The 19,003-nt window shown below is 54.8% G+C and carries 16 protein-coding genes; 14 read left to right on the top strand and 2 right to left on the bottom strand.

Annotation, left to right across the window (positions count from 1 at the left end; genetic code table 11):
- The first annotated feature begins 8 nt into the window (after nucleotides 1–8).
- Nucleotides 9–743, top strand: coding sequence for a phosphate signaling complex protein PhoU (gene phoU / locus ACPXSQ_RS18940; RefSeq protein ID WP_013023944.1), 735 nt, complete (start codon nucleotides 9–11; stop codon nucleotides 741–743).
- 111 nt (nucleotides 744–854) lie between these two features.
- Nucleotides 855–2,093: an MFS transporter gene (locus ACPXSQ_RS18945; RefSeq protein ID WP_013023945.1), complete on the top strand. Its 1,239-nt coding sequence runs from the start codon at nucleotides 855–857 to the stop codon at nucleotides 2,091–2,093.
- A gap of 37 nt (nucleotides 2,094–2,130) precedes the next feature.
- Here the strand turns inward: ACPXSQ_RS18945 and xylB are convergent, their stop codons facing one another.
- Entirely contained in the window at nucleotides 2,131–3,576 is a 1,446-nt protein-coding gene (gene xylB, locus ACPXSQ_RS18950) for a xylulokinase (RefSeq protein ID WP_426144238.1), read from the bottom strand.
- A 17-nt stretch (nucleotides 3,577–3,593) separates the two neighbouring features.
- Entirely contained in the window at nucleotides 3,594–4,916 is a 1,323-nt protein-coding gene (xylA, locus tag ACPXSQ_RS18955) for a xylose isomerase (RefSeq protein ID WP_014332960.1), read from the bottom strand.
- Between the two features lie 354 nt (nucleotides 4,917–5,270).
- Here xylA and xylF point away from each other — a divergent pair, with 354 nt between their 5' ends.
- The 12 genes from xylF to ACPXSQ_RS19015 all read left to right on the top strand — a co-directional run bounded on the left by xylF (nucleotide 5,271) and on the right by ACPXSQ_RS19015 (nucleotide 18,879).
- Entirely contained in the window at nucleotides 5,271–6,263 is a 993-nt protein-coding gene (gene xylF, locus ACPXSQ_RS18960) for a D-xylose ABC transporter substrate-binding protein (RefSeq protein WP_019104653.1), read from the top strand.
- A 26-nt stretch (nucleotides 6,264–6,289) separates the two neighbouring features.
- On the top strand, nucleotides 6,290–7,810 hold the full coding sequence (locus ACPXSQ_RS18965) for a xylose ABC transporter ATP-binding protein (protein WP_022623735.1): 1,521 nt from the start codon (nucleotides 6,290–6,292) through the stop codon (nucleotides 7,808–7,810).
- Complete coding sequence (gene xylH, locus ACPXSQ_RS18970) at nucleotides 7,803–8,984, top strand: xylose ABC transporter permease XylH (RefSeq protein ID WP_014332957.1); 1,182 nt, start codon at nucleotides 7,803–7,805, stop codon at nucleotides 8,982–8,984. Before ACPXSQ_RS18965 ends, xylH begins: the two co-directional genes overlap by 8 nt.
- A 92-nt stretch (nucleotides 8,985–9,076) precedes the next feature.
- Nucleotides 9,077–10,252 (top strand): D-xylose utilization transcriptional activator XylR, encoded by a 1,176-nt coding sequence (xylR, locus tag ACPXSQ_RS18975; RefSeq protein ID WP_014332956.1) that lies wholly within the window; start codon nucleotides 9,077–9,079, stop codon nucleotides 10,250–10,252.
- Between the two features lie 386 nt (nucleotides 10,253–10,638).
- Complete coding sequence (locus ACPXSQ_RS18980; RefSeq protein WP_014332955.1) at nucleotides 10,639–11,076, top strand: GNAT family N-acetyltransferase; 438 nt, start codon at nucleotides 10,639–10,641, stop codon at nucleotides 11,074–11,076.
- A gap of 321 nt (nucleotides 11,077–11,397) precedes the next feature.
- The gene (locus ACPXSQ_RS18985) at nucleotides 11,398–12,495 is read left to right on the top strand and encodes an aldose 1-epimerase family protein (protein ID WP_210451117.1); all 1,098 of its coding nucleotides are present in this window, start codon (nucleotides 11,398–11,400) and stop codon (nucleotides 12,493–12,495) included.
- A 313-nt stretch (nucleotides 12,496–12,808) separates the two neighbouring features.
- Complete coding sequence (locus ACPXSQ_RS18990; RefSeq protein WP_014332953.1) at nucleotides 12,809–13,819, top strand: autoinducer 2 ABC transporter substrate-binding protein; 1,011 nt, start codon at nucleotides 12,809–12,811, stop codon at nucleotides 13,817–13,819.
- An 83-nt stretch (nucleotides 13,820–13,902) separates the two neighbouring features.
- Nucleotides 13,903–15,387 carry a sugar ABC transporter ATP-binding protein gene (locus tag ACPXSQ_RS18995; RefSeq protein ID WP_426144239.1) on the top strand — a complete coding sequence of 495 codons (1,485 nt, stop codon included), beginning with the start codon at nucleotides 13,903–13,905 and terminating at the stop codon, nucleotides 15,385–15,387.
- On the top strand, nucleotides 15,380–16,381 hold the full coding sequence (locus ACPXSQ_RS19000; protein WP_014332951.1) for an ABC transporter permease: 1,002 nt from the start codon (nucleotides 15,380–15,382) through the stop codon (nucleotides 16,379–16,381). Before ACPXSQ_RS18995 ends, ACPXSQ_RS19000 begins: the two co-directional genes overlap by 8 nt.
- Entirely contained in the window at nucleotides 16,378–17,421 is a 1,044-nt protein-coding gene (locus ACPXSQ_RS19005) for an ABC transporter permease (RefSeq protein ID WP_072136237.1), read from the top strand. The genes ACPXSQ_RS19000 and ACPXSQ_RS19005 overlap by 4 nt, the downstream gene beginning before the upstream one ends.
- A gap of 68 nt (nucleotides 17,422–17,489) precedes the next feature.
- Nucleotides 17,490–18,389 carry a MurR/RpiR family transcriptional regulator gene (locus ACPXSQ_RS19010; RefSeq protein WP_014594942.1) on the top strand — a complete coding sequence of 300 codons (900 nt, stop codon included), beginning with the start codon at nucleotides 17,490–17,492 and terminating at the stop codon, nucleotides 18,387–18,389.
- Between the two features lie 28 nt (nucleotides 18,390–18,417).
- Nucleotides 18,418–18,879: an OsmC family protein gene (locus tag ACPXSQ_RS19015; RefSeq protein ID WP_014332948.1), complete on the top strand. Its 462-nt coding sequence runs from the start codon at nucleotides 18,418–18,420 to the stop codon at nucleotides 18,877–18,879.
- The last annotated feature ends 124 nt before the right edge of the window (nucleotides 18,880–19,003 follow it).

Here is a 19,003-nt window from a genome sequence, read left to right on the forward strand (position 1 = left end):
AGATCGCCATGGACAGTTTAAATCTGAATAAACACATCTCCGGTCAGTTCAACGCTGAACTGGAGCACATCCGCACTCAGGTGATGATTATGGGCGGGCTGGTCGAGCAACAGCTGACCGATGCGATTACCGCCATGCATAACCTGGACGGTGAGCTGGCCCAGCGCGTCATCGATGGCGACCAGAAGGTCAACATGATGGAAGTGGAGATTGATGAGGCCTGCGTGCGCATCATTGCCAAACGCCAGCCTACTGCGATTGACCTGCGTCTGGTTATGGCAATTATTAAGACCATTTCCGAGCTGGAACGTATCGGCGACGTGGCCGAGAAAATCAGCCGTACCGCACTGGAGAAGTTTGGTCAGCAACATCTGCCTCTGCTGGTCAGCCTGGAATCCCTGGGCCGCCACACCGTACAGATGCTGCATGACGTACTGGACGCGTTTGCACGTATGGATCTTAACGAAGCCGTTCAGATCTACCGCGAAGATAAAAAAGTGGATAAAGAGTACGAAGGGATTGTGCGTCAGCTGATGACTTACATGATGGAAGATCCCCGTACGATTCCCAGCGTGTTAACTGCACTGTTCTGCGCCCGCGCCATCGAGCGTATTGGTGACCGCTGCCAGAACATCTGCGAAATTATTTTCTACTTCGTCAAAGGTCAGGATTTCCGTCACGTCGGCGGAGACAAGCTTGATGAGCTCTTATCCGGCGACGACGGCAGTAATAAACCTTCTTGATTCTGCACAACCGTGTGCTATTCAGGCGCACGGTTGCGGCTATTCTGCATAGACCTCATCAGCATCGCTCTTTATACTTGCGCCAGTTTTTTAACCAACGGGTGCTGATTCATGTCCTCTTCTTCCTCTTCTAAGCAGAGCGTTACGCCTGCCAAAGCGATGCTGGCTGCCGTCAGCGGTTATGCCATGGATGGATTCGACCTGCTGATTCTGGGATTTATGCTGCCTGCCATTAGCCTGTCGCTGGCGCTTGATCCCTCACAGGCGGGCTCGCTGGTGACCTGGACGCTGATTGGTGCCGTGATTGGCGGCATCGTGTTTGGCCATCTCAGCGATCGTTACGGGCGTATTCGTGTCTTAACCATTACGATACTGATGTTCTCCGTTTTTACCGGCCTGTGCGCGGTGGCTCAGGGTTACTGGGATCTGCTGGCGTACCGCACGCTGGCTGGAATGGGGCTCGGCGGCGAGTTTGGTATCGGCATGGCGCTGATTGCGGAAGCCTGGCCGGCAGAGAAGCGCAACCGCGCATCGGCGTGGGTCGGGATCGGCTGGCAACTGGGGGTTCTGCTGGCGGCGTTTATCACGCCGCCGTTGCTGAGTGTTATTGGCTGGCGCGGGATGTTCCTTGTGGGGCTGCTGCCCGCGCTGGTGTCGTTTATCATTCGCCGCAGCATGGGCGAACCTGAGAGCTTTACCCGTCAGATCAAACATGTTCCCTCGCTGTCTTTTCCCGCCCGACTGAAATTGCTGGTTAAAGACCGCGCCACCAGCAAGGCCAGTCTGGGGATCTTTATTCTCTGCTCCGTCCAGAACTTTGGTTATTACGGCCTGATGATCTGGATGCCGAGCTACCTCTCATCAAACTTCGGTTTCAGCCTGACAAAATCCGGCCTCTGGACGGCAGTAACCGTGGTCGGCATGACTTTTGGCATCTGGTTGTTTGGCGTGCTGGCGGACCGCTTTGCACGTTGGAAAATTTTCCTGCTTTATCAGTTCGGCGCAGTCGTGATGGTTGTGGTTTATGCGCAACTGCGCGATCCCACCGTTATGCTGTTTACGGGCGCCCTGATGGGGCTGTTTGTTAATGGCATGATCGGCGGATACGGTGCACTAATCTCGGATACCTTCCCACCGCAGGTGCGCGCGACCGCGCAAAATGTGTTGTTTAACCTGGGACGTGGCGTCGGTGGATTCGGCCCGCTGGTGATCGGCCTGCTGGCAGGCAAGTTTTCTTTCGTGGCGGCCATTACCTTACTGGCGCTCATCTACCTGCTGGATATTGTGGCAACGCTGTTCCTGCTGCCGAAGAAGCAGAGTCAGGACGATGCGCTGGGGGCAATTGGCTAAGTGAAAAGGGGGCAACACAGTTTGCCCCCTTTCTGGATTACGCCTGCATCAACGGCAGCAGCTGCTGATACAGCCGGCTGAACGTCTCACGTCTCGGCTGATAGTGCGCATGACGCGCCGGGTCCGGCTGGTGGCGCTGCACCTGCTTCAAGGCAGGCACGGTCAGATTCTCATCCAGCGCCATTTGCGCCAGACGGGCTGCGCCCAGCGCGGGTCCGACATCGCCACCTTCGCAGTAATCCAGCGTCTGTCCGCTGATATCCGCCAGCATCTGGCGCCAGTAGCCGCTACGGGCGCCGCCGCCAATCAGCATGATACTGCTGGGCGTCACACCACATTCGTGTACCACATCCATGCCTTCGGCCAGTGCAAAACCAACGCCTTCCAGCACGGCTTGCGCCAGCTCTGGTCGTCCGTGCTGGTGGGTAAAGCCAAAGAAGCTGCCACAGGCGTGCGGATTATTATGCGGTGTGCGTTCCCCCGACAGATAAGGCAAAAACCACAGCGGCGGCGCATCCTGTTTTGCCCGCTCCGCCTCTGACAATAAATGGGGAACATCGTCGCAGCCGGTCAGCGCAGCCGCCCAGTCAAGGCAGGACGCAGCACTGAGCATCACGGACATCAGATGCCAGCGCTGTGGCAGGGCATGACAAAAGCTATGAACGGCACGTTGCGGATTACTGAGATAGCCGTCGCTGACCACAAAATAGACGCCGGACGTTCCCAGCGACAACATGCCTTGCCCCGGCGCAGTCATGCCGACACCCACTGCGCCGGCAGCGTTATCGCCCCCACCTGCCACCAGCGGCACCTGAGGCAGTTTCCAGCGCTGTGCGATATCCGCTGACAGCGCACCGGTAATCTGATTACCTTCGAACAGCGCAGGCATGTGGTGACGCGCCAGCCCGCAGGCCGCCAGCATCACTTCACTCCAGTCACGCTTTTCCACATCCAGCCACATTGTGCCCGCCGCATCTGACATATCGCTGGCAAATTCGCCGCTCAGTCGCCAGCGCAGGTAATCTTTGGGCAACAGCACTTTTGCGACCTGAGCAAAAACGTCAGGCTCATGCTCTTTCAGCCACAGCAGCTTTGGCGCGGTGAAGCCCGGCATCATCAGGTTTCCGGTGATCTGACGCGATTCAGGCACCCGCTGTTCCAGCTCACGGCACTGATCGCCGCTGCGTCCGTCATTCCAGAGGATGGCCGGGCGCAGCACCTGATGCTGTACGTCAAGCAGCGTAGCGCCGTGCATCTGCCCGGTCAGGCCAATCGCTTTTACCCCACTCAGATCGTGCTGCTGGGCCAGTGCCTGTATCGCGCGGTCTGTCGCCAGCCACCAGCTTTCGGGATCTTGTTCGCTCCACAACGGCTGCGGGCGGGAAACCGTCAAGGGTGAGGTTTCCACCGCAACAACCACGCCTTGCTCATCCAGCAGCACAGCCTTAACGCCGGATGTGCCGATATCGATCCCGATTACCATGTCGCGCTCCTTACGGATTAAAAATCATAGAGATAGTGATTCACCAGGTTTTCCAGCTGCTCCTGACGTCCACTGTTGTGCTGCGGGTTAAACTGCTGCTGATGCGCATGGGCCGCCAGCGCGTCCAGAGAGAACTCGCCTTTCAAAATCTGCTGGCCGAACTCACCGTTCCAGCCGCTGTAGCGCTGCGCAACGCGTTTATCCAGCTCACCGTCAGACAGCATGCGCGCCGCGACTTTCAACGCCAGTGCCATGGTGTCCATCGCGCCAATATGACCATAGAACAGGTCATACTTATCGGTGCTCTGACGGCGCACTTTGGCATCAAAGTTTAGGCCGCCGGTCGTGAAACCGCCTGCTTTGATGATTTCGTACATCACCAGCGCGTTTTCTTCCACGCTGACCGGGAACTGGTCCGTATCCCAGCCGCACTGCGGATCACCACGGTTAGCATCCACCGAACCAAACACGCCAAGGGCAATGGCCGTTGCAATTTCATGATGGAAAGCGTGGCCGGCCAGCGTCGCATGGTTCGCTTCGACGTTCACCTTAATCTCTTTTTCCAGACCAAACTGCTTCAGGAAGCCATAAACCGTGGCGACATCATAATCATACTGATGCTTGGTGGGTTCCTGCGGCTTAGGTTCGATCAGCAGCGTGCCCTGGAAGCCGATTTTGTGCTTGTGCTCCACCACCATTTGCATAAAGCGGCCGATCTGCTCGCGCTCCTGGCGCAGGTCGGTATTTAACAGGGTTTCGTATCCTTCGCGACCGCCCCACAGCACATAGTTTTCGCCGCCCAGCGTCTGGGTGGCTTTCATGGCACTGCATACCTGGCTGGCTGCCCAGGAAAACACCTCCGGATCGGGACTGGTTGCAGCGCCTGCACCATAACGCGGATGGGTGAAACAGTTCGCTGTGCCCCACAGCAGCTTAAGCCCGGTTTCCTGCTGCTTTTCCAGCAGTTTATCGGTCATGACGGCCAGGTTTTCGCGATAGCTTTTCAGCGAATCCCCTTCCGGTGACACGTCCACATCGTGGAAGCAGTAATAGGGCACGTTCAGCTTGTGAAAAAACTCAAACGCCACGTCCGCTTTGAGTTTGGCCAGATCCAGCGCCTCGCCCGCTTTCTGCCACGGACGATCAAACGCACCCGCGCCAAACATATCGGCACCGTTCCAGCAGAACGTATGCCAGTAACAGGCGGCGAAGCGCAGATGCTCGGCCATGGTTTTACCCATGATCACTTCATCCGGATTGTAGTGACGGAACGCCAGAGGATTGGTGGTTTTTGTTCCTTCGTAGCGAACGCGATCAAGCTGGTCAAAATAAGCGTGCATGGTTTGCTCCTTAGCATCGGCCCCGAATGGGTTACCCAGAAGCGTTATTGTGCGTACCCGCTCTCAGCGCGCTCAATTACGATATTTCACACAGCCGGTAAGATAATTATTTATTGTGCACTTGCTCGCAAAAAAATATGAAGGCTTTATGACGCCCGACAGGTCCTATCTCGCAATCGGTGAGTCTGAAAATGTAAAATTTTCGATCGCGCTCATAAATACAGAAATAAACCAAAAAACGTAATAGCGGGATAAAAATCAGTAATTGCTGGCAGCAGAAAATAAGGTGAACAATTCATCCGCCTGGTTCATAGCCTTACAACGACAATAACCGTACCCTACAGGATGACCATGATGAAAATGAAACCTGCATTACTCGCTGCCCTTGCAGCGCTGGCCCTGTTCAGCCAGGCCAGTCTGGCAAAAGAAGTCAAAATTGGCATGGCAATCGACGATTTGCGCCTGGAGCGCTGGCAAAAAGACCGTGACATCTTTGTCAAACAGGCTGAGGCGCAGGGCGCAAAAGTCTTCGTGCAGTCAGCCAATGGCAACGAAGAAACTCAGATGTCGCAAATTGAAAATATGATCAACCGTGGCGTTGATGTGCTGGTTATCATTCCCTACAACGGTCAGGTATTGAGTAACGTAGTGGCAGAAGCCAAACGTGAAGGGATTAAAGTGCTTGCCTATGACCGCATGATAAATAACGCCGACATCGATTTTTATATTTCCTTTGATAATGAAAAAGTGGGTGAAATGCAGGCGGAAAGCCTGGTGAAAAAGGTACCAAAAGGAAATTACTTCCTGATGGGCGGCTCACCTGTAGATAATAACGCCCGCCTGTTCCGCGCAGGACAAATGAAGGTGTTAAAACCTTACATCGATAACGGCAGTATTAAAATTGTTGGCGACCAGTGGGTGGATGCCTGGCTGCCGGAAAACGCGCTGAAAATTATGGAAAATGCCCTGACCGCCAATAAAAACAATATTGACGCAGTTGTCGCCTCTAACGATGCCACTGCGGGCGGTGCCATTCAGGCGCTAAGCGCTCAGGGGCTGGCCGGTAAAGTGGCCATTTCCGGGCAGGATGCGGATTTGGCTGCCATCAAACGCATTATGAACGGCACCCAGACCATGACCGTGTACAAACCCATCAAAGAGCTGGCTACCGAAGCCGCGAAGATTGCCATCGAGCTGGGCAACGGTCAGACGCCAGCCAGCAACGCCACGCTCAATAACGGCCTGAAAGACGTGCCAGCGCGCCTGTTGACACCGATTGAGGTCAACAAAGACAACATCGACAGCACCGTGGTGAAAGACGGTTTCCACAAGAAAAGCGAACTCTAATCGCGCTACGCGAAGGAGAGTAAACGATGTTGCTGGAAATGAAGAACATCACTAAGCGCTTTGGCGCGGTGAAGGCGCTGGATAACGTCAGCCTGCAGCTGGATGCCGGTGAAGTGCTGTCGCTGTGCGGTGAAAACGGCTCTGGCAAATCGACGCTGATGAAAATCCTGTGCGGGCTCTATCCGCACGGGGATTTCGACGGGCAGATTCGCTTTGCCGGGGAGGATATTCAGGCGCAAACCATCCGCGATACCGAACGCAAAGGCATTGTCATCATCCATCAGGAGCTGGCGCTGGTGCGGCAGCTCACGGTGATGGAGAACATCTTTCTCGGCGCAGAGCTGGGGCGCTTCGGCATGGTAGATGATGAAACCATGACGCTGCGCTGCCAGCAGCTGCTGGAGCGCGTCAAACTCAACGTCTCGCCGGATACGCGCGTGGGCGAACTGGGCCTGGGGCAACAACAGCTGGTGGAGATTGCCCGTGCCCTCAACAAGCAGGTGCGCTTACTGATCCTGGATGAACCCACCTCATCGCTGACCGAGCAGGAGACGACAGTGCTGCTCAGCATCATCCAGAACCTGCGCGAACACGGCATTGCCTGCGTGTATATCTCGCACAAGCTCAACGAAGTGAAGGCTATCTCGGACACGATCTGTGTCATTCGCGATGGTCAGCACATCGCCACCCGGCCAGCGGCAGGCCTGAGCGAAGATGACATCATCACCATGATGGTCGGACGCGAACTCACGGCGCTTTATCCTCATTCGCCTCACGACATTGGCGACACGGTATTGCAGGTCGATAACCTGACAGCCTGGCATCCGGTTAACCGTCATGTGAAGCGGGTGAATAACGTCTCCTTCACCCTGCGAAAGGGCGAAATTCTCGGCATCGCCGGATTAGTCGGTGCAGGCCGAACCGAAACCGTGCAGTGCCTGTTTGGCGTCTGGCCGGGACGCTGGCAGGGCGACATCGCGATCAATGGCCAAAAAGTTACGATTCGCGACTGCCAGCACGCCATCGCGCACGGCATTGCCATGGTGCCGGAAGATCGTAAAAAAGACGGCATCGTGCCGCTGATGGGCGTAGGCAAAAACATCACGCTGGCCGCGCTGGACCAGTTCAGTCATCGGCTTTCCACCCTTGATGAGGCCGAAGAGCTGCGCGCCATCAACGCCGCCATTGCACGACTGCGGGTGAAAACCTCTTCGCCTGAGCTGCCGATTGGTCGCCTCAGCGGCGGTAATCAGCAAAAAGCGATTCTGGCGAAGTGCCTGTTGCTCAACCCGAAAATCCTGATTCTGGACGAGCCGACGCGCGGCATTGATGTTGGGGCGCGCCAGGAGATCTATGTGCTGATCAACGCCCTGGTAAAGCAGGGCATCTCGGTGATTGTGATTTCGTCTGAGCTGCCTGAAGTGCTGGGCCTGAGCGATCGCATTCTGGTTATGCATGAAGGGCAAATCAAAGCCGATCTGATTAACGACAATCTGACTCAGGAGCAGGTGATGGAAGCCGCCCTGCGGAGTGAACATTATGCTTAACAGCGAGAGTAAACCTGCCGTAGCGGCACCGGCTAACAAGCACGTATCCAGCAAGCTCGGCCTGCGTAACCTGCAGGTGCTGGTGATGCTGGGGGCGATTGTCTTGATTGCCCTGTTCTTTACCTGGACCACCGACGGCGCCTGGCTCAGTCCGCGCAACGTCTCTAACCTGCTGCGCCAGACGGCGATCACCGGCATTTTGGCCGTGGGCATGGTGTTTGTGATTATTTCCGCCGAGATCGATCTGTCTGTTGGATCCATGATGGGCCTGCTGGGCGGCGCGGCGGCAATCTTCGATGTCTGGCTGGGCTGGCCGCTGCCGCTGACTATCGTGGTCACGCTGGTGCTGGGGCTGTTGCTCGGCACCTGGAACGGTTGGTGGATAGCTTATCGCAAGGTCCCTTCATTTATCGTTACCCTGGCCGGTATGCTGGCGTTTCGCGGCATTCTGGTGGGCATCACCGATGGCACTACCGTGGCACCGACAAGCCCGGCGATGTCGCAGATTGGGCAAAGCTATCTGCCCGGCGGTATCGGTTTTGGCTTTGGCTTTGCGGGCCTGGCGCTGTTTATTCTGTGGCAGTGGCGGCTGCGGCTGCGCCGTCAGCAACTGGGTCTGGCTCAGCCAGCCGCCACCGGGACCGTAGCGCGGCAGGCCATTACCGCCGTTCTGGTACTGGGTGCGATCTGGCTGCTGAATGATTATCGCGGCGTACCGACACCGGTCCTGCTGCTGGCATTGCTCATGCTGGTGGGGATGTTTATGGCCACCCGCACCGCCTTCGGGCGGCGTATCTATGCTATTGGCGGCAACATTGATGCCGCGCGGCTCTCCGGCATTAACGTGGCGCGCACCAAGCTGGCGGTGTTTGCCATCAACGGCCTGATGGTGGCGATTGCCGGGCTAATCCTCAGTTCGCGCCTGGGGGCCGGTTCGCCTTCCGCCGGGAATATCGCCGAGCTGGATGCGATCGCGGCCTGCGTTATTGGTGGTACCAGCCTGGCCGGCGGAGTCGGTTCCGTCGCGGGCGCGGTGATGGGCGCGTTTATTATGGCCTCGCTGGACAACGGCATGAGTATGATGGATGTGCCGACCTTCTGGCAGTACATCGTTAAAGGTGCGATTTTGCTGCTGGCCGTGTGGATGGACACTGCAACGCGCCGCCGCCTGTAATCGTGTGAACGATCACACTGTGGCGCAAACCATTTCTGTGGCGCATCCGGCTGTGCTATGCAATGCGCTGGGAGTTAAAGGGATGTGCCACTATGCATGAAAAACGATACCGCATTACCCTGCTGTTTAACGCCAACAAGGTTTACGATCGTCAGGTGGTAGAAGGCGTTGGCGAGTATTTACAGGCTTCGCAGACCAACTGGGATATTTTCATTGAGGAGGACTTCCGCTGCCGCATTGAGAATATCCATGAATGGCTGGGCGACGGCGTCATCGCAGATTATGACGACAGTGCCATTGAGCGTTCGCTGGCGGACGTGGCAGTGCCGATTGTCGGCGTAGGCGGCTCCTATCACCGTGAAGAGGATTATCCGCCAGTACACTACATCGCCACCGACAACAGTGCGCTGGTGGAAAGTGCCTTTCTGCACCTGAAAGCGCGCGGCATCAACCGTTTCGCCTTTTACGGTTTACCGGCTTCCAGCGGCAAACGCTGGGCGCAGGAACGCGAACTGGCGTTTCGTAAAATGGTGATGCGCGAACGTTACATGGGCGTCGTCTATCAGGGCATGGAGACTGCCTCTGAGAACTGGCAGCATGCACAAAACCGCCTGGCCGACTGGCTGCAAACGCTTCCTCCCCATACCGGCATTATTGCCGTCACCGACGCCCGCGCGCGTCATCTGCTGCAGGCCTGCGAATACCTGAAGATTCCGGTGCCGGAGAAGCTGTGCGTGATTGGTATTGATAACGAAGAGCTGACGCGTTACCTGTCGCGGGTAGCGCTGTCCTCCGTGGTTCAGGGCTCGCGCCAGATGGGTTACCAGGCCGCCAAACTGCTGCATCGCCTGCTGGATAAGCAAACCCTGCCTCTGCAGCGTATCTTAGTACCGCCGGTAAAAGTCATTGCCCGCCGCTCTACGGACTTTCGCTCACTGCACGATCCCGCCGTGATCCAGGCGATGCACTTTATCCGCTTCAACGCCTGCAAGGGCATTAAGGTAGAGCAGGTGCTGGATGCGATTGGCATGTCGCGCTCAAACCTGGAGAAGCGTTTCCGGGATGAAACCGGCGACACGATTCATGCCATGATCCACCGTGAGAAGCTGGAGAAGGCTAGGGAGCTGCTGGCGGGCTCGTCGCTGAGCATCAATGAGATCTCCCAGATGTGCGGTTACCCGTCGCTCCAGTATTTCTACTCCGTGTTTAAAAAAAGCTATGCCACCACGCCGAAGGAGTACCGGCAGGAGAATGGTGAGGTGATGTAGATGCTTAACGCTTGCCTGGATCGCTGCATGAGGCAATAAGGTTAACCGCATCATTCGACCTTTTCACGAGCAACACTCGCGTATTCTGCTGAAGCTGGATGGCAAGAAACGGACAAAGGCACAGTAAAAAAACGCTCACCAAGGGTGCCAGCTGACTCCCTTTCAAAAGGACAGGAAAACCGCCAGCGCGAAAATATCGTCTTAGTTTTTTGGTCACACCGTCTCACTTCTGCGCATCGGCTTGACGATGCTCTTAGTGAAGATGCCCTGCTGATCGCACCTGTCGTTATCATTACTGATAGTGCACCAATGTGCCTGCAAGAGTCGGGTAAAGCTCACCCGCATTGTCATCGCTTAGTTGTTGTTTTAACCAAAAGGAATTTCCAATGCTCAAGGTCCGCAAAGCCATACCAGAGGATTACTCTGCCTGGCTAACCCTCTGGAAAGGTTATCTGCATTTTTACGGACAGAACCTGGACGATGCCGTCACGTTATCTACCTGGCAGAGAATACAGTCGCCCGAATCAGCGTTAATGTGTTGGCTGGCCGAATTTGATGGCAAGGTGACGGGCTTCGTGGTCTGCGTGATACATGAAGGCACATGGTTTACACAGCCCGTATGCTATCTGGAAGATCTCTTCGTTGAAGAAAATGCGCGTGGCGTGGGAGCGGGAAAAGCGCTCATCACGAGGGTCTGCGATGAAGCCCGTGAGGCGGGCTGGGCAAAGGTGTACTGGGTGACAAATGAAAATAACCCCGCGCGTAAACTCTACGACAAGCTAGCCCAGGTTGATGATGTTGTTCGCTACAACATCAGGTTCTGAAAACCGACCTCTCAGCACCTTCCCAATCGCACAGGAGACTGCCCTTATTAAAATAATAAGGGCAGAGATTAATAACCCCTCTCCCCATATTATTGGCATCTGCCAATAATAAAAATAATCTGTGATAAATATCTCAATATTATAGTATTAAGATTCATTACGACCCTTATTCATTTTCCCTCTGTTTTCAACGGCGCAGGAAGGCTTCTCCAGCGGCTGACATTCCGAAAATAGAAAAACCCCCATTGAAATAAACTGTGCGCGATCACAAGATGGATGGGTTTACTAAAAAACAATAATCAGTAAATTTTGAGGCCAGTTATGCAACACACACTGTTACCGACCACCTTCCAGCTCCAGAAGGCATTTTTCCATACCCAACCCGTAGAGATCGTCAAGGCAGCGGGGTGCAGCGCGACGTTATTTACCTATGAATCAGGAATCGAAGCCGTGCGGCTGAAAAACGCCCGAGGTCATCTGGTGGTGCTTCCTTATTTTGGTCAGATGATCTGGCAGGCCATGTTTGATGGCGTTGACCTGACAATGCAAAGCCGTTTTACCGAGCCACGTCCTGCCAGCGATATTGTCGGCACCTACGGCTGCTTTATGTATCACTCAGGGCTGCTGCGCAACGGTAACCCCACAGCGGAAGACACGCACGCTCTGCACGGTGAAATGCCTGTTGCACCTATGCAGCGGGCACGTATTGAAACGGGCGAGGATGCGCAGGGGCCGTGGCTGGCGCTGGTGAGTGAGCGTGAATACCTGATGGGATTTGGTGACCATTATCTGGCCCAGCCGCGGGTGGTTATCCGTCCGGACAGCGCGACCTTTGAAGTGTGCATGGAGGTAGAGAACCTGTCGCGCAATCCCATGGATCTGATGTACATGTGCCATGCTAACTTTGCCTATGTCGAAGGCGCTCGCATCATTCAGCCTGCGGCCTTTACGGCGGCCGACACGGTGATCCGTTCGTCAGTACCGGCCATCGTGAAAGCGAATGATGCCTATCTGGCAAGGCTTGAGCAACTCAGGCACGATCCCGCCAGCACCGAAGTGCTTAACGCTGAGTTGCAGCCCGATCCCGAACTGGTTTTCTACATCAAAAATCTGCGTAAAGCCGAGGATGGTCAGGTCCATGTCATGCTCAGGCGGCCGGAAGGTGATGCCTTTACGGTGAACTATAACCCGGAACACTTCCCGTTTCTGACGCGCTGGATTCTGGCGAATAACATGCAGAAGGTGTGCGCCTTCGCGATGCCGGCGACCTGCGGCGTTGAAGGTTATCTGGCAGAAAAGCGTGCCGGGAATGTGCGGTCACTGGCCGGAGGGGAACGGGCCTGCTTCAGCATCACGCTCGGCTACCTTAACGCGCAGGAAAGCCAGCATGAAGAAGCCCAGATCCACGATTCAGTTTGATCGCTGCCGCGATTTTGTTAATGAAATGTGTGAGCTTTATCAAAGAAGGAATCTTTATTGGTGGCAGGTAATTTACTTTATTGTTCATTTAAGTAAATTCTTGAGTGTACCAGGACAATTATGCGGTTTGTTTTGGAAAACGGGAAAAACCCTTAACCGGTAGAAAGGTTTATTTTCTCTTTTTATTACTACGAATACCCACTTTTCAGGGTTGATTATTTATTTGCTGTCGTCATTGCTAGCAGCGGACGCTTTATATCAATTTCTGACAAGAGAAGATTTCATCATGTTAATGATAACCAGGGGTAGCAAAATGAATCGCCGCAATATAATTAAACTGTTAAGCATCTCTACGCTGTTATCCGTCTCAGTAAGTTTAGCCTTTCCCATGTCCGCACTGGCCTCCGAAACCAAAACCATGGTGACCGTGGTGAAAGAAGCCGGTGTGCCCTGGTTCAATATCCTTAATCAGGGATTAAAAGAGGGCGGCGAAAAAAACAATCTTAAAACCTCAATGGTGGGACCCACGCGAGCCGATCCTGCGCAGCAGGTGAAGCTGATTGAAGATTTAATTGCCAAAAAAGTTGATGTGATTGGTTTGGTTCCGTTGGATACCAAAGTCACAGCGCAGGTCGTGAAGCGTGCGCGTGATGCGGGCATCATGGTGATCACCCAGGAAGGTCCAAACCAGGAAGGCAAAACCTGGGATGTGGAGCTCATGAGCGCGAAAGCTTACGGCGAAGCACAGATGAAAGCCCTGGCGCGCGAGATGGGTGAAAAAGGGGAATACGTCGTGCTGGTCGGCACATTGACGACCACGGGTCACAATCAGTGGGCCGATGCCGCTATCGCCTACCAAAAAGAGCACTACCCGAATATGAAACTGGCCGCCGACCGCTTTCCTGGCGCGGACTTTATCGATGAATCCGAGCGGGTTACGCAGGATATCCTGAAAGCACATCCGAACGTGACGGGCATTATGTCGATGGGCTCGAACGGTCCGATCGGTGCAGGTAACGTGCTGAAAAAACGTCATCTGGAGAAAAAAATCGCCCTGGTGGGGACCACTATTCCCTCCCAGGCGCGGGCATACATTATGTCTGGTGTGATTCGCGAAGGTTTCCTGTGGAGTCCGAAAGAAGCCGGGCTGGCCATGACGGATGTGGCCCGCCTCGCGCTGGATAATGCGGAATTCAAAACCGGCATGACCATTCCGGGTTTGGGGGAAGCCACTGTGGATAACGAAAACAAGGTGATCATGGTGGACCGCATCCTTCAGATCACCAAAGCCAACGTTAACGATCTCGTCAAACTCGGTCTGTAATTCTCACCATCAATGCTGATGCTGGCCAGGTTCAACAGAACCCGGCCAGTTCCCCGTATTCTGATTAGGTAAGGGATAGTGCTATGCCTGCATTTTTACAACTCGATGGCATATCGAAAATATTCGGCGGCGTGCATGCACTTTCAGATGTCAGCCTCACGCTTGAAGAGGGCGAGGTACATTGTCTGTGCGGACAGAATGGCTGCGGTAAGTCGACGTTGATCAAAGTGATGTCTGGCGTACATCAGCCCGAGCCGGGTGGCCGTATTACGATTAGCGGAAATGAGGTTTCGCCGCTAACGCCAGTAGAAAGTACCCGTCTGGGCGTGCAGGTGATCTATCAGGACCTGTCTCTGTTCCCTAATTTAACCGTGGCGGAGAACATTGCCATCGGTCAGCATACCGGCCGCTTTAAACGGGTTAACTGGAAAAAGATTTATGAGATAGCGGCCGAAGCGGTTGCGCGCATTGGCGTTTCGCTCGACCTGAATGACAAAGTGGCTGATATCTCTATTGCTCAGCGTCAGCTGGTGGCAATTTGCCGGGCGATGGCGGCGAATGCCCGGCTGGTGATTATGGATGAACCCACCTCCTCCCTGACGCGCCATGAAGTGGACGCCTTACTGAAGCTCACCATGCAGCTTAAACAGCGCGGCATCACGATTGTTTTTGTCAGCCATCGTCTGGATGAAGTGCTGGAAATTGCCGATCGCGTGACCGTGATGCGCGATGGCGTGAAGCTGGGCACCTTTGATGCCCGTGAGATGTCAGACCGTAAACTGGCCACGCTGATGACGGGTAAAGAGTTCCATTATGAATCCGTTGCCAAAGACAGACCGCAAACCGAAACGGTGCTCGAAGTCAGCAACTTGTCCCGTAAAGGTGAGTATCGGGATATTTCGTTTGATATCCGTCGTGGCGAAATTCTCGGTCTCACCGGCCTGTTGGGGTCGGGACGCACCGAATTAGCGCTGAGCCTGTTTGGTCTGACGCGCCCACATCAGGGCGAAATAAAACTCCACGGTCATGCCGTACAAATGCGATCTAACCGCGATGCTATTGAACACGGCATTGCCTATCTGTCAGAAGATCGTCTGGGACTGGGCCTGGTACTGGAGCAGTCCATTAGCGCTAACATTACGCTTTCTGTAGTGGAGAAGCTGGTGAACAAAGCCGGACTCATTCGTGACGACCTGTATGAGCAAACGGTCAACGACGCGATTGCCTCCCTGTCTATCAAAGCCGGTAATCCCGACAACAAAGTCAAAACCCTGTCAGGCGGCAACCAGCAGCGGGTGGTGCTGGCAAAATGGCTGGCGACGCAACCCAAACTGCTGATCCTGGACAGCCCTACCGTGGGCGTCGATATTCATGCCAAAGACGGTATTTACGCCATCGTGCGGAAACTGGCCGCCAGCGGTATCGCCATCATTATGATTTCCGATGAGATTCCCGAGATTTATTATCACAGCGATCGGGTGTTAGTGATGCGCGGCGGCAGGCTTAATGGGGAATACTTCCCTGGCCGCTGCAGCGAAGAAGAATTAAAGGAGGCAGTAAATGCGTGATTTCCTCCCGCGTTTTATTCACACCCACGAATGCCGCCTGCTGGCGGTAATGACCCTGATGATTGTGTTCCTGACCGTATTCACCACGGAGTTCGCAACCTTACAAAACCTCCTGGACGTTTCAGGCGCAACAGCCTTTATTGGCATCATGGCTGCGGGCCTGCTGGTGGTGATTATTACCGGCGGCATCGATCTCTCTTTTGCGGCCACCGCCTCCATTACCCAGTATGTCGCCCTGACCTTAGCGAACAATATGGGGCTGGGCTGGGTGGGCATTTTTGCCGTTGCTATCGGCCTGGGCATCGTACTGGGTTTTATCAATGGCGTGCTGGTTAACGTGCTGCGGACCTCCGCGCTGATTATCACCATTGCAACGCTAAACGTTTTCTTCGGCATTCTGCTGACGGTGACCAGCGGCCAGGACATTTTCATGCTGCCGGACTGGTTTAACGCCGGGTTTGAACTGGTGTTCTATACCGATGCGCAAGGGGCTACCTATGCGCTGAACTTCCAGATTATCGCTCTGGTTCTGGCGTTTGTGTTGACGTGGCTGCTGCTCAACCGAAGTAACACCGGCCGACAAATCTATGCCACCGGTGGCAACCCGGATGCCGCGCAACGCGTAGGCTTCAACGTGTTCAAACTGAATATGCTGGTTTATGGCTACATGGGGGCGCTGGCTGGTCTGGCGTCGCTGGTTCAGGCACAACTTGCCCAGTCGGTTTCCCCGACGGCACTGGTTGGCAGGGAACTGGACGTGGTAGCGGCGGTGGTCATCGGCGGTGCCAGCCTGACCGGCGGTAAGGGAACCGTTCTGGGCACCGTACTGGGCGTGGTGCTGATTGCAGTGATGCAGAATGGCCTGATCCTGCTGGGTGTTTCATCTTACTGGTCGTTGTTCAGCACCGGCCTGGTGATCATCGCCGCTATGATCATGATGGCCAGAGAAACCCGCAAACAGAACAAGCTCGTCGATGAAGGAGCAATATCATGAAGCAGACTGGCAACGTGTTGGAGCAGGTGGAAAAACGGCTGGGAACCACCAACGTCCGGCTGCTGTTTATTCTGATAGTTATGGTGATCGGTCTTGGGCTGCTTGAAGGCGACAAACTGTTTGCGGCGGCAGGTTTGCGATCGATGGGCTTCCAGCTGCCGGAACTGGGATTTCTTGCACTCGCCATGATGATTCCTATGCTTTCCGGCGGTATCGATCTTTCGATCATCGCCACCGCCAACTTGTGCGCGTTAACGGTCGCCTACACCTTGACCACCTTCATGCCTGAAATGCAGGGAGCATCAGGGGATCTGCTACAAATTGGCGCACTGCTGCTGGGCCTGGTGTTGTCAGCGCTGGTGGGTTTGCTGAATGGCGTGCTGGTGGCCTACCTGCGCGTGCCGCCGATGCTGGCGACGCTGGGCACGATGACGGCGGTGAAGGGTATTGCCATCGGATTCAGCCATGGCGATGTGATTTCCGGCTTTCCGGCGCCGATTGTGTTTATCGGCAACGGTACGGTGTTTGGCATCCCTTTTGCACTCATCATTTTTGCACTGGCGATTATTCCGTTAAGCATTTTCGTCAATAAAACCCCACTGGGCAAATCGATTGCCATGATCGGCTCCAATGAAAGAGCGGCCCATTATTCCGGCATTAACACGCGCAAAAGCCTGGTATGGGTTTATCTGATCTCGGGCTTATTTGCCGGTATCGCGGGCATTATCATGATGGCGCGTTTCGACTCGGCGAATGCGGCCTACGGTGAAAGCTACCTGCTGGTCGCTATTCTGGCTGCGGTGCTGGGCGGGGTCGATCCGCTGGGTGGATTTGGCCGGGTCAGCGGCGTGATTCTGTCGCTGCTGATTCTGCAGTTGGTGTCTACCGCCTCGATTCTGCTCGATCTTAGCCAGTTCATCACGCTCGCGTTGTGGGGCGCGATTTTGATAGTGGCATCGGGCGGTGTTGTGCTTAAAGAGTGGCTCTCTGAGCGGCGGAAGCTCCGCAATAAAGCGTCTGCTGTCACACGAAAGGCGTAAGTTTTGTAAACCCTTTTGATGCATCGCCATGCCGACCATGGGGCGGCGTGGCGATCGGACCTCATGACATGATAGATTTAAAAAATAATCATCCAACAAGGTATGTCATGAGTAATCGAGCTGATGATGTCAGTGCTATAGGTCCCCGGTTACGACTAATGATCGCCTCATTAACTTCTCTTGAAGCCCGGTTGGTTCACGCCGTGTTATCAAGCGATTTTGATGAGAATGTCTCTATCAAAGCCATTGCCAGCCGTTGCGAAATGTCAGAGGCGATGGTGGTGAAGACAGCAAAGAAGCTGGGTTTCAAGGGTTTCAAAGAGTTACGCATAAAAGCAGCCCTGTATAACCGCCTGCCCATCACCGAAATGCATCAGGAGCTTTCTCCCAGCGATACCACGCGTGAGATCGTCAGTAAGGTCTTTCGCACCTCTGTTCAGGCTATTGAAGAAACACTGGCTATCCTGGATATGGCGGCCTTTGAAAAAGCCGCAGATCTGCTGGCAAACGCCCGCCAGCGAGACTTCTACGGCTTCGGCGGCTCGGCGCAAATCGCGCGGGATGCGGTGCATAAGTTTTTGCGTATCGGCACGCGGTCGGCCGCCTACGACGATCCGCATATGATGTTGATGTCGGCTGCCTTACTGAACGAACAGGATGTGGTTGTCGCCATTTCACATTCCGGCCGCACTAAAGACATTATCGAAGCGGTGAAGGCCGCGCAGCTGCAAGGCGTCCCGGTCATTGCCATTACTAATTCCATTGGTTCACCACTGGCTAACCTTGCCGATACCGTTATCTGCTCGACCGCCCAGGGCTCGCCGCTGACCGGTGAAAACGCGGCTGCGCGCATCGCGCAGTTAAATATCCTGGACGCGCTGTTCGTTGTCGTCGCGCAGCGTGACTATGCCCAGGCCGAACGCCAACTGGGCCGCACGATGCTGGCCGTTGCCCATAAACGCAAATAGCGATAACCACTTTTCACAGGAGCCTCGAATGGCAACACGGGAGCATCATTATCAGGTCAACGTGCGCTGGACGGGTAATCGCGGCGCCGGGACGCAGTCTTACACGGCCTATGACCGAAACGGCGAACTGTCCGGTGAAGGTAAAGCCACGGTCGCACTTAGTGCCGATCCGGCATTTCGTGGTGATGCCGCGCGCTGGAATCCAGAGGAGCTCTTGCTGGCGTCAGTATCGGCCTGCCATAAGCTGTGGTATCTACATCTTTGCGCCGATGCCGGCATTATTATTGACGCTTATGAGGATTCAGCTGAAGGCACCATGGTCGAAGGGGATCGTGGCCATTTTACCCGCATTACGCTAAAACCCAGAGTGGCGCTGCGTAATAAAGATGATGTAGCCCGAGCCGAAGCACTGCATCATCACGCCCACGAAGCCTGTTTTATCGCAAATTCACTGAATTTTCCGGTGAGTTTTGAACCGATGTTTGTTTAAGAATACAGGGCAACGTCTCAGTTAAAACAGATACTGATTCAACGCTTTTGTCAGCCATGGCTGCGCGCCATGCCAGAGCAGTCGATTGGCGCTTAACGCCTTGATGTGATCAGGCTTCGGCACC

Origin of the sequence: Pantoea sp. EEL5, assembly GCF_049892805.1 — a bacterium.
Lineage (GTDB): Bacteria > Pseudomonadota > Gammaproteobacteria > Enterobacterales > Enterobacteriaceae > Pantoea > Pantoea ananatis.

Bases quoted from the DNA above. Each gene is read 5' to 3' on its own strand.
- phoU (WP_013023944.1), top strand. From the start codon at position 9: ATGGACAGTTTAAATCTGAATAAACACATCTCCGGTCAGTTCAACGCT.
- ACPXSQ_RS18945 (WP_013023945.1), top strand. From the start codon at position 855: ATGTCCTCTTCTTCCTCTTCTAAGCAGAGCGTTACGCCTGCCAAAGCG.
- xylB (WP_426144238.1), bottom strand. From the start codon at position 3,576: ATGGTAATCGGGATCGATATCGGCACATCCGGCGTTAAGGCTGTGCTG.
- xylA (WP_014332960.1), bottom strand. From the start codon at position 4,916: ATGCACGCTTATTTTGACCAGCTTGATCGCGTTCGCTACGAAGGAACA.
- xylF (WP_019104653.1), top strand. From the start codon at position 5,271: ATGAAAATGAAACCTGCATTACTCGCTGCCCTTGCAGCGCTGGCCCTG.
- ACPXSQ_RS18965 (WP_022623735.1), top strand. From the start codon at position 6,290: ATGTTGCTGGAAATGAAGAACATCACTAAGCGCTTTGGCGCGGTGAAG.
- xylH (WP_014332957.1), top strand. From the start codon at position 7,803: ATGCTTAACAGCGAGAGTAAACCTGCCGTAGCGGCACCGGCTAACAAG.
- xylR (WP_014332956.1), top strand. From the start codon at position 9,077: ATGCATGAAAAACGATACCGCATTACCCTGCTGTTTAACGCCAACAAG.
- ACPXSQ_RS18980 (WP_014332955.1), top strand. From the start codon at position 10,639: ATGCTCAAGGTCCGCAAAGCCATACCAGAGGATTACTCTGCCTGGCTA.
- ACPXSQ_RS18985 (WP_210451117.1), top strand. From the start codon at position 11,398: ATGCAACACACACTGTTACCGACCACCTTCCAGCTCCAGAAGGCATTT.
- ACPXSQ_RS18990 (WP_014332953.1), top strand. From the start codon at position 12,809: ATGAATCGCCGCAATATAATTAAACTGTTAAGCATCTCTACGCTGTTA.
- ACPXSQ_RS18995 (WP_426144239.1), top strand. From the start codon at position 13,903: ATGCCTGCATTTTTACAACTCGATGGCATATCGAAAATATTCGGCGGC.
- ACPXSQ_RS19000 (WP_014332951.1), top strand. From the start codon at position 15,380: ATGCGTGATTTCCTCCCGCGTTTTATTCACACCCACGAATGCCGCCTG.
- ACPXSQ_RS19005 (WP_072136237.1), top strand. From the start codon at position 16,378: ATGAAGCAGACTGGCAACGTGTTGGAGCAGGTGGAAAAACGGCTGGGA.
- ACPXSQ_RS19010 (WP_014594942.1), top strand. From the start codon at position 17,490: ATGATAGATTTAAAAAATAATCATCCAACAAGGTATGTCATGAGTAAT.
- ACPXSQ_RS19015 (WP_014332948.1), top strand. From the start codon at position 18,418: ATGGCAACACGGGAGCATCATTATCAGGTCAACGTGCGCTGGACGGGT.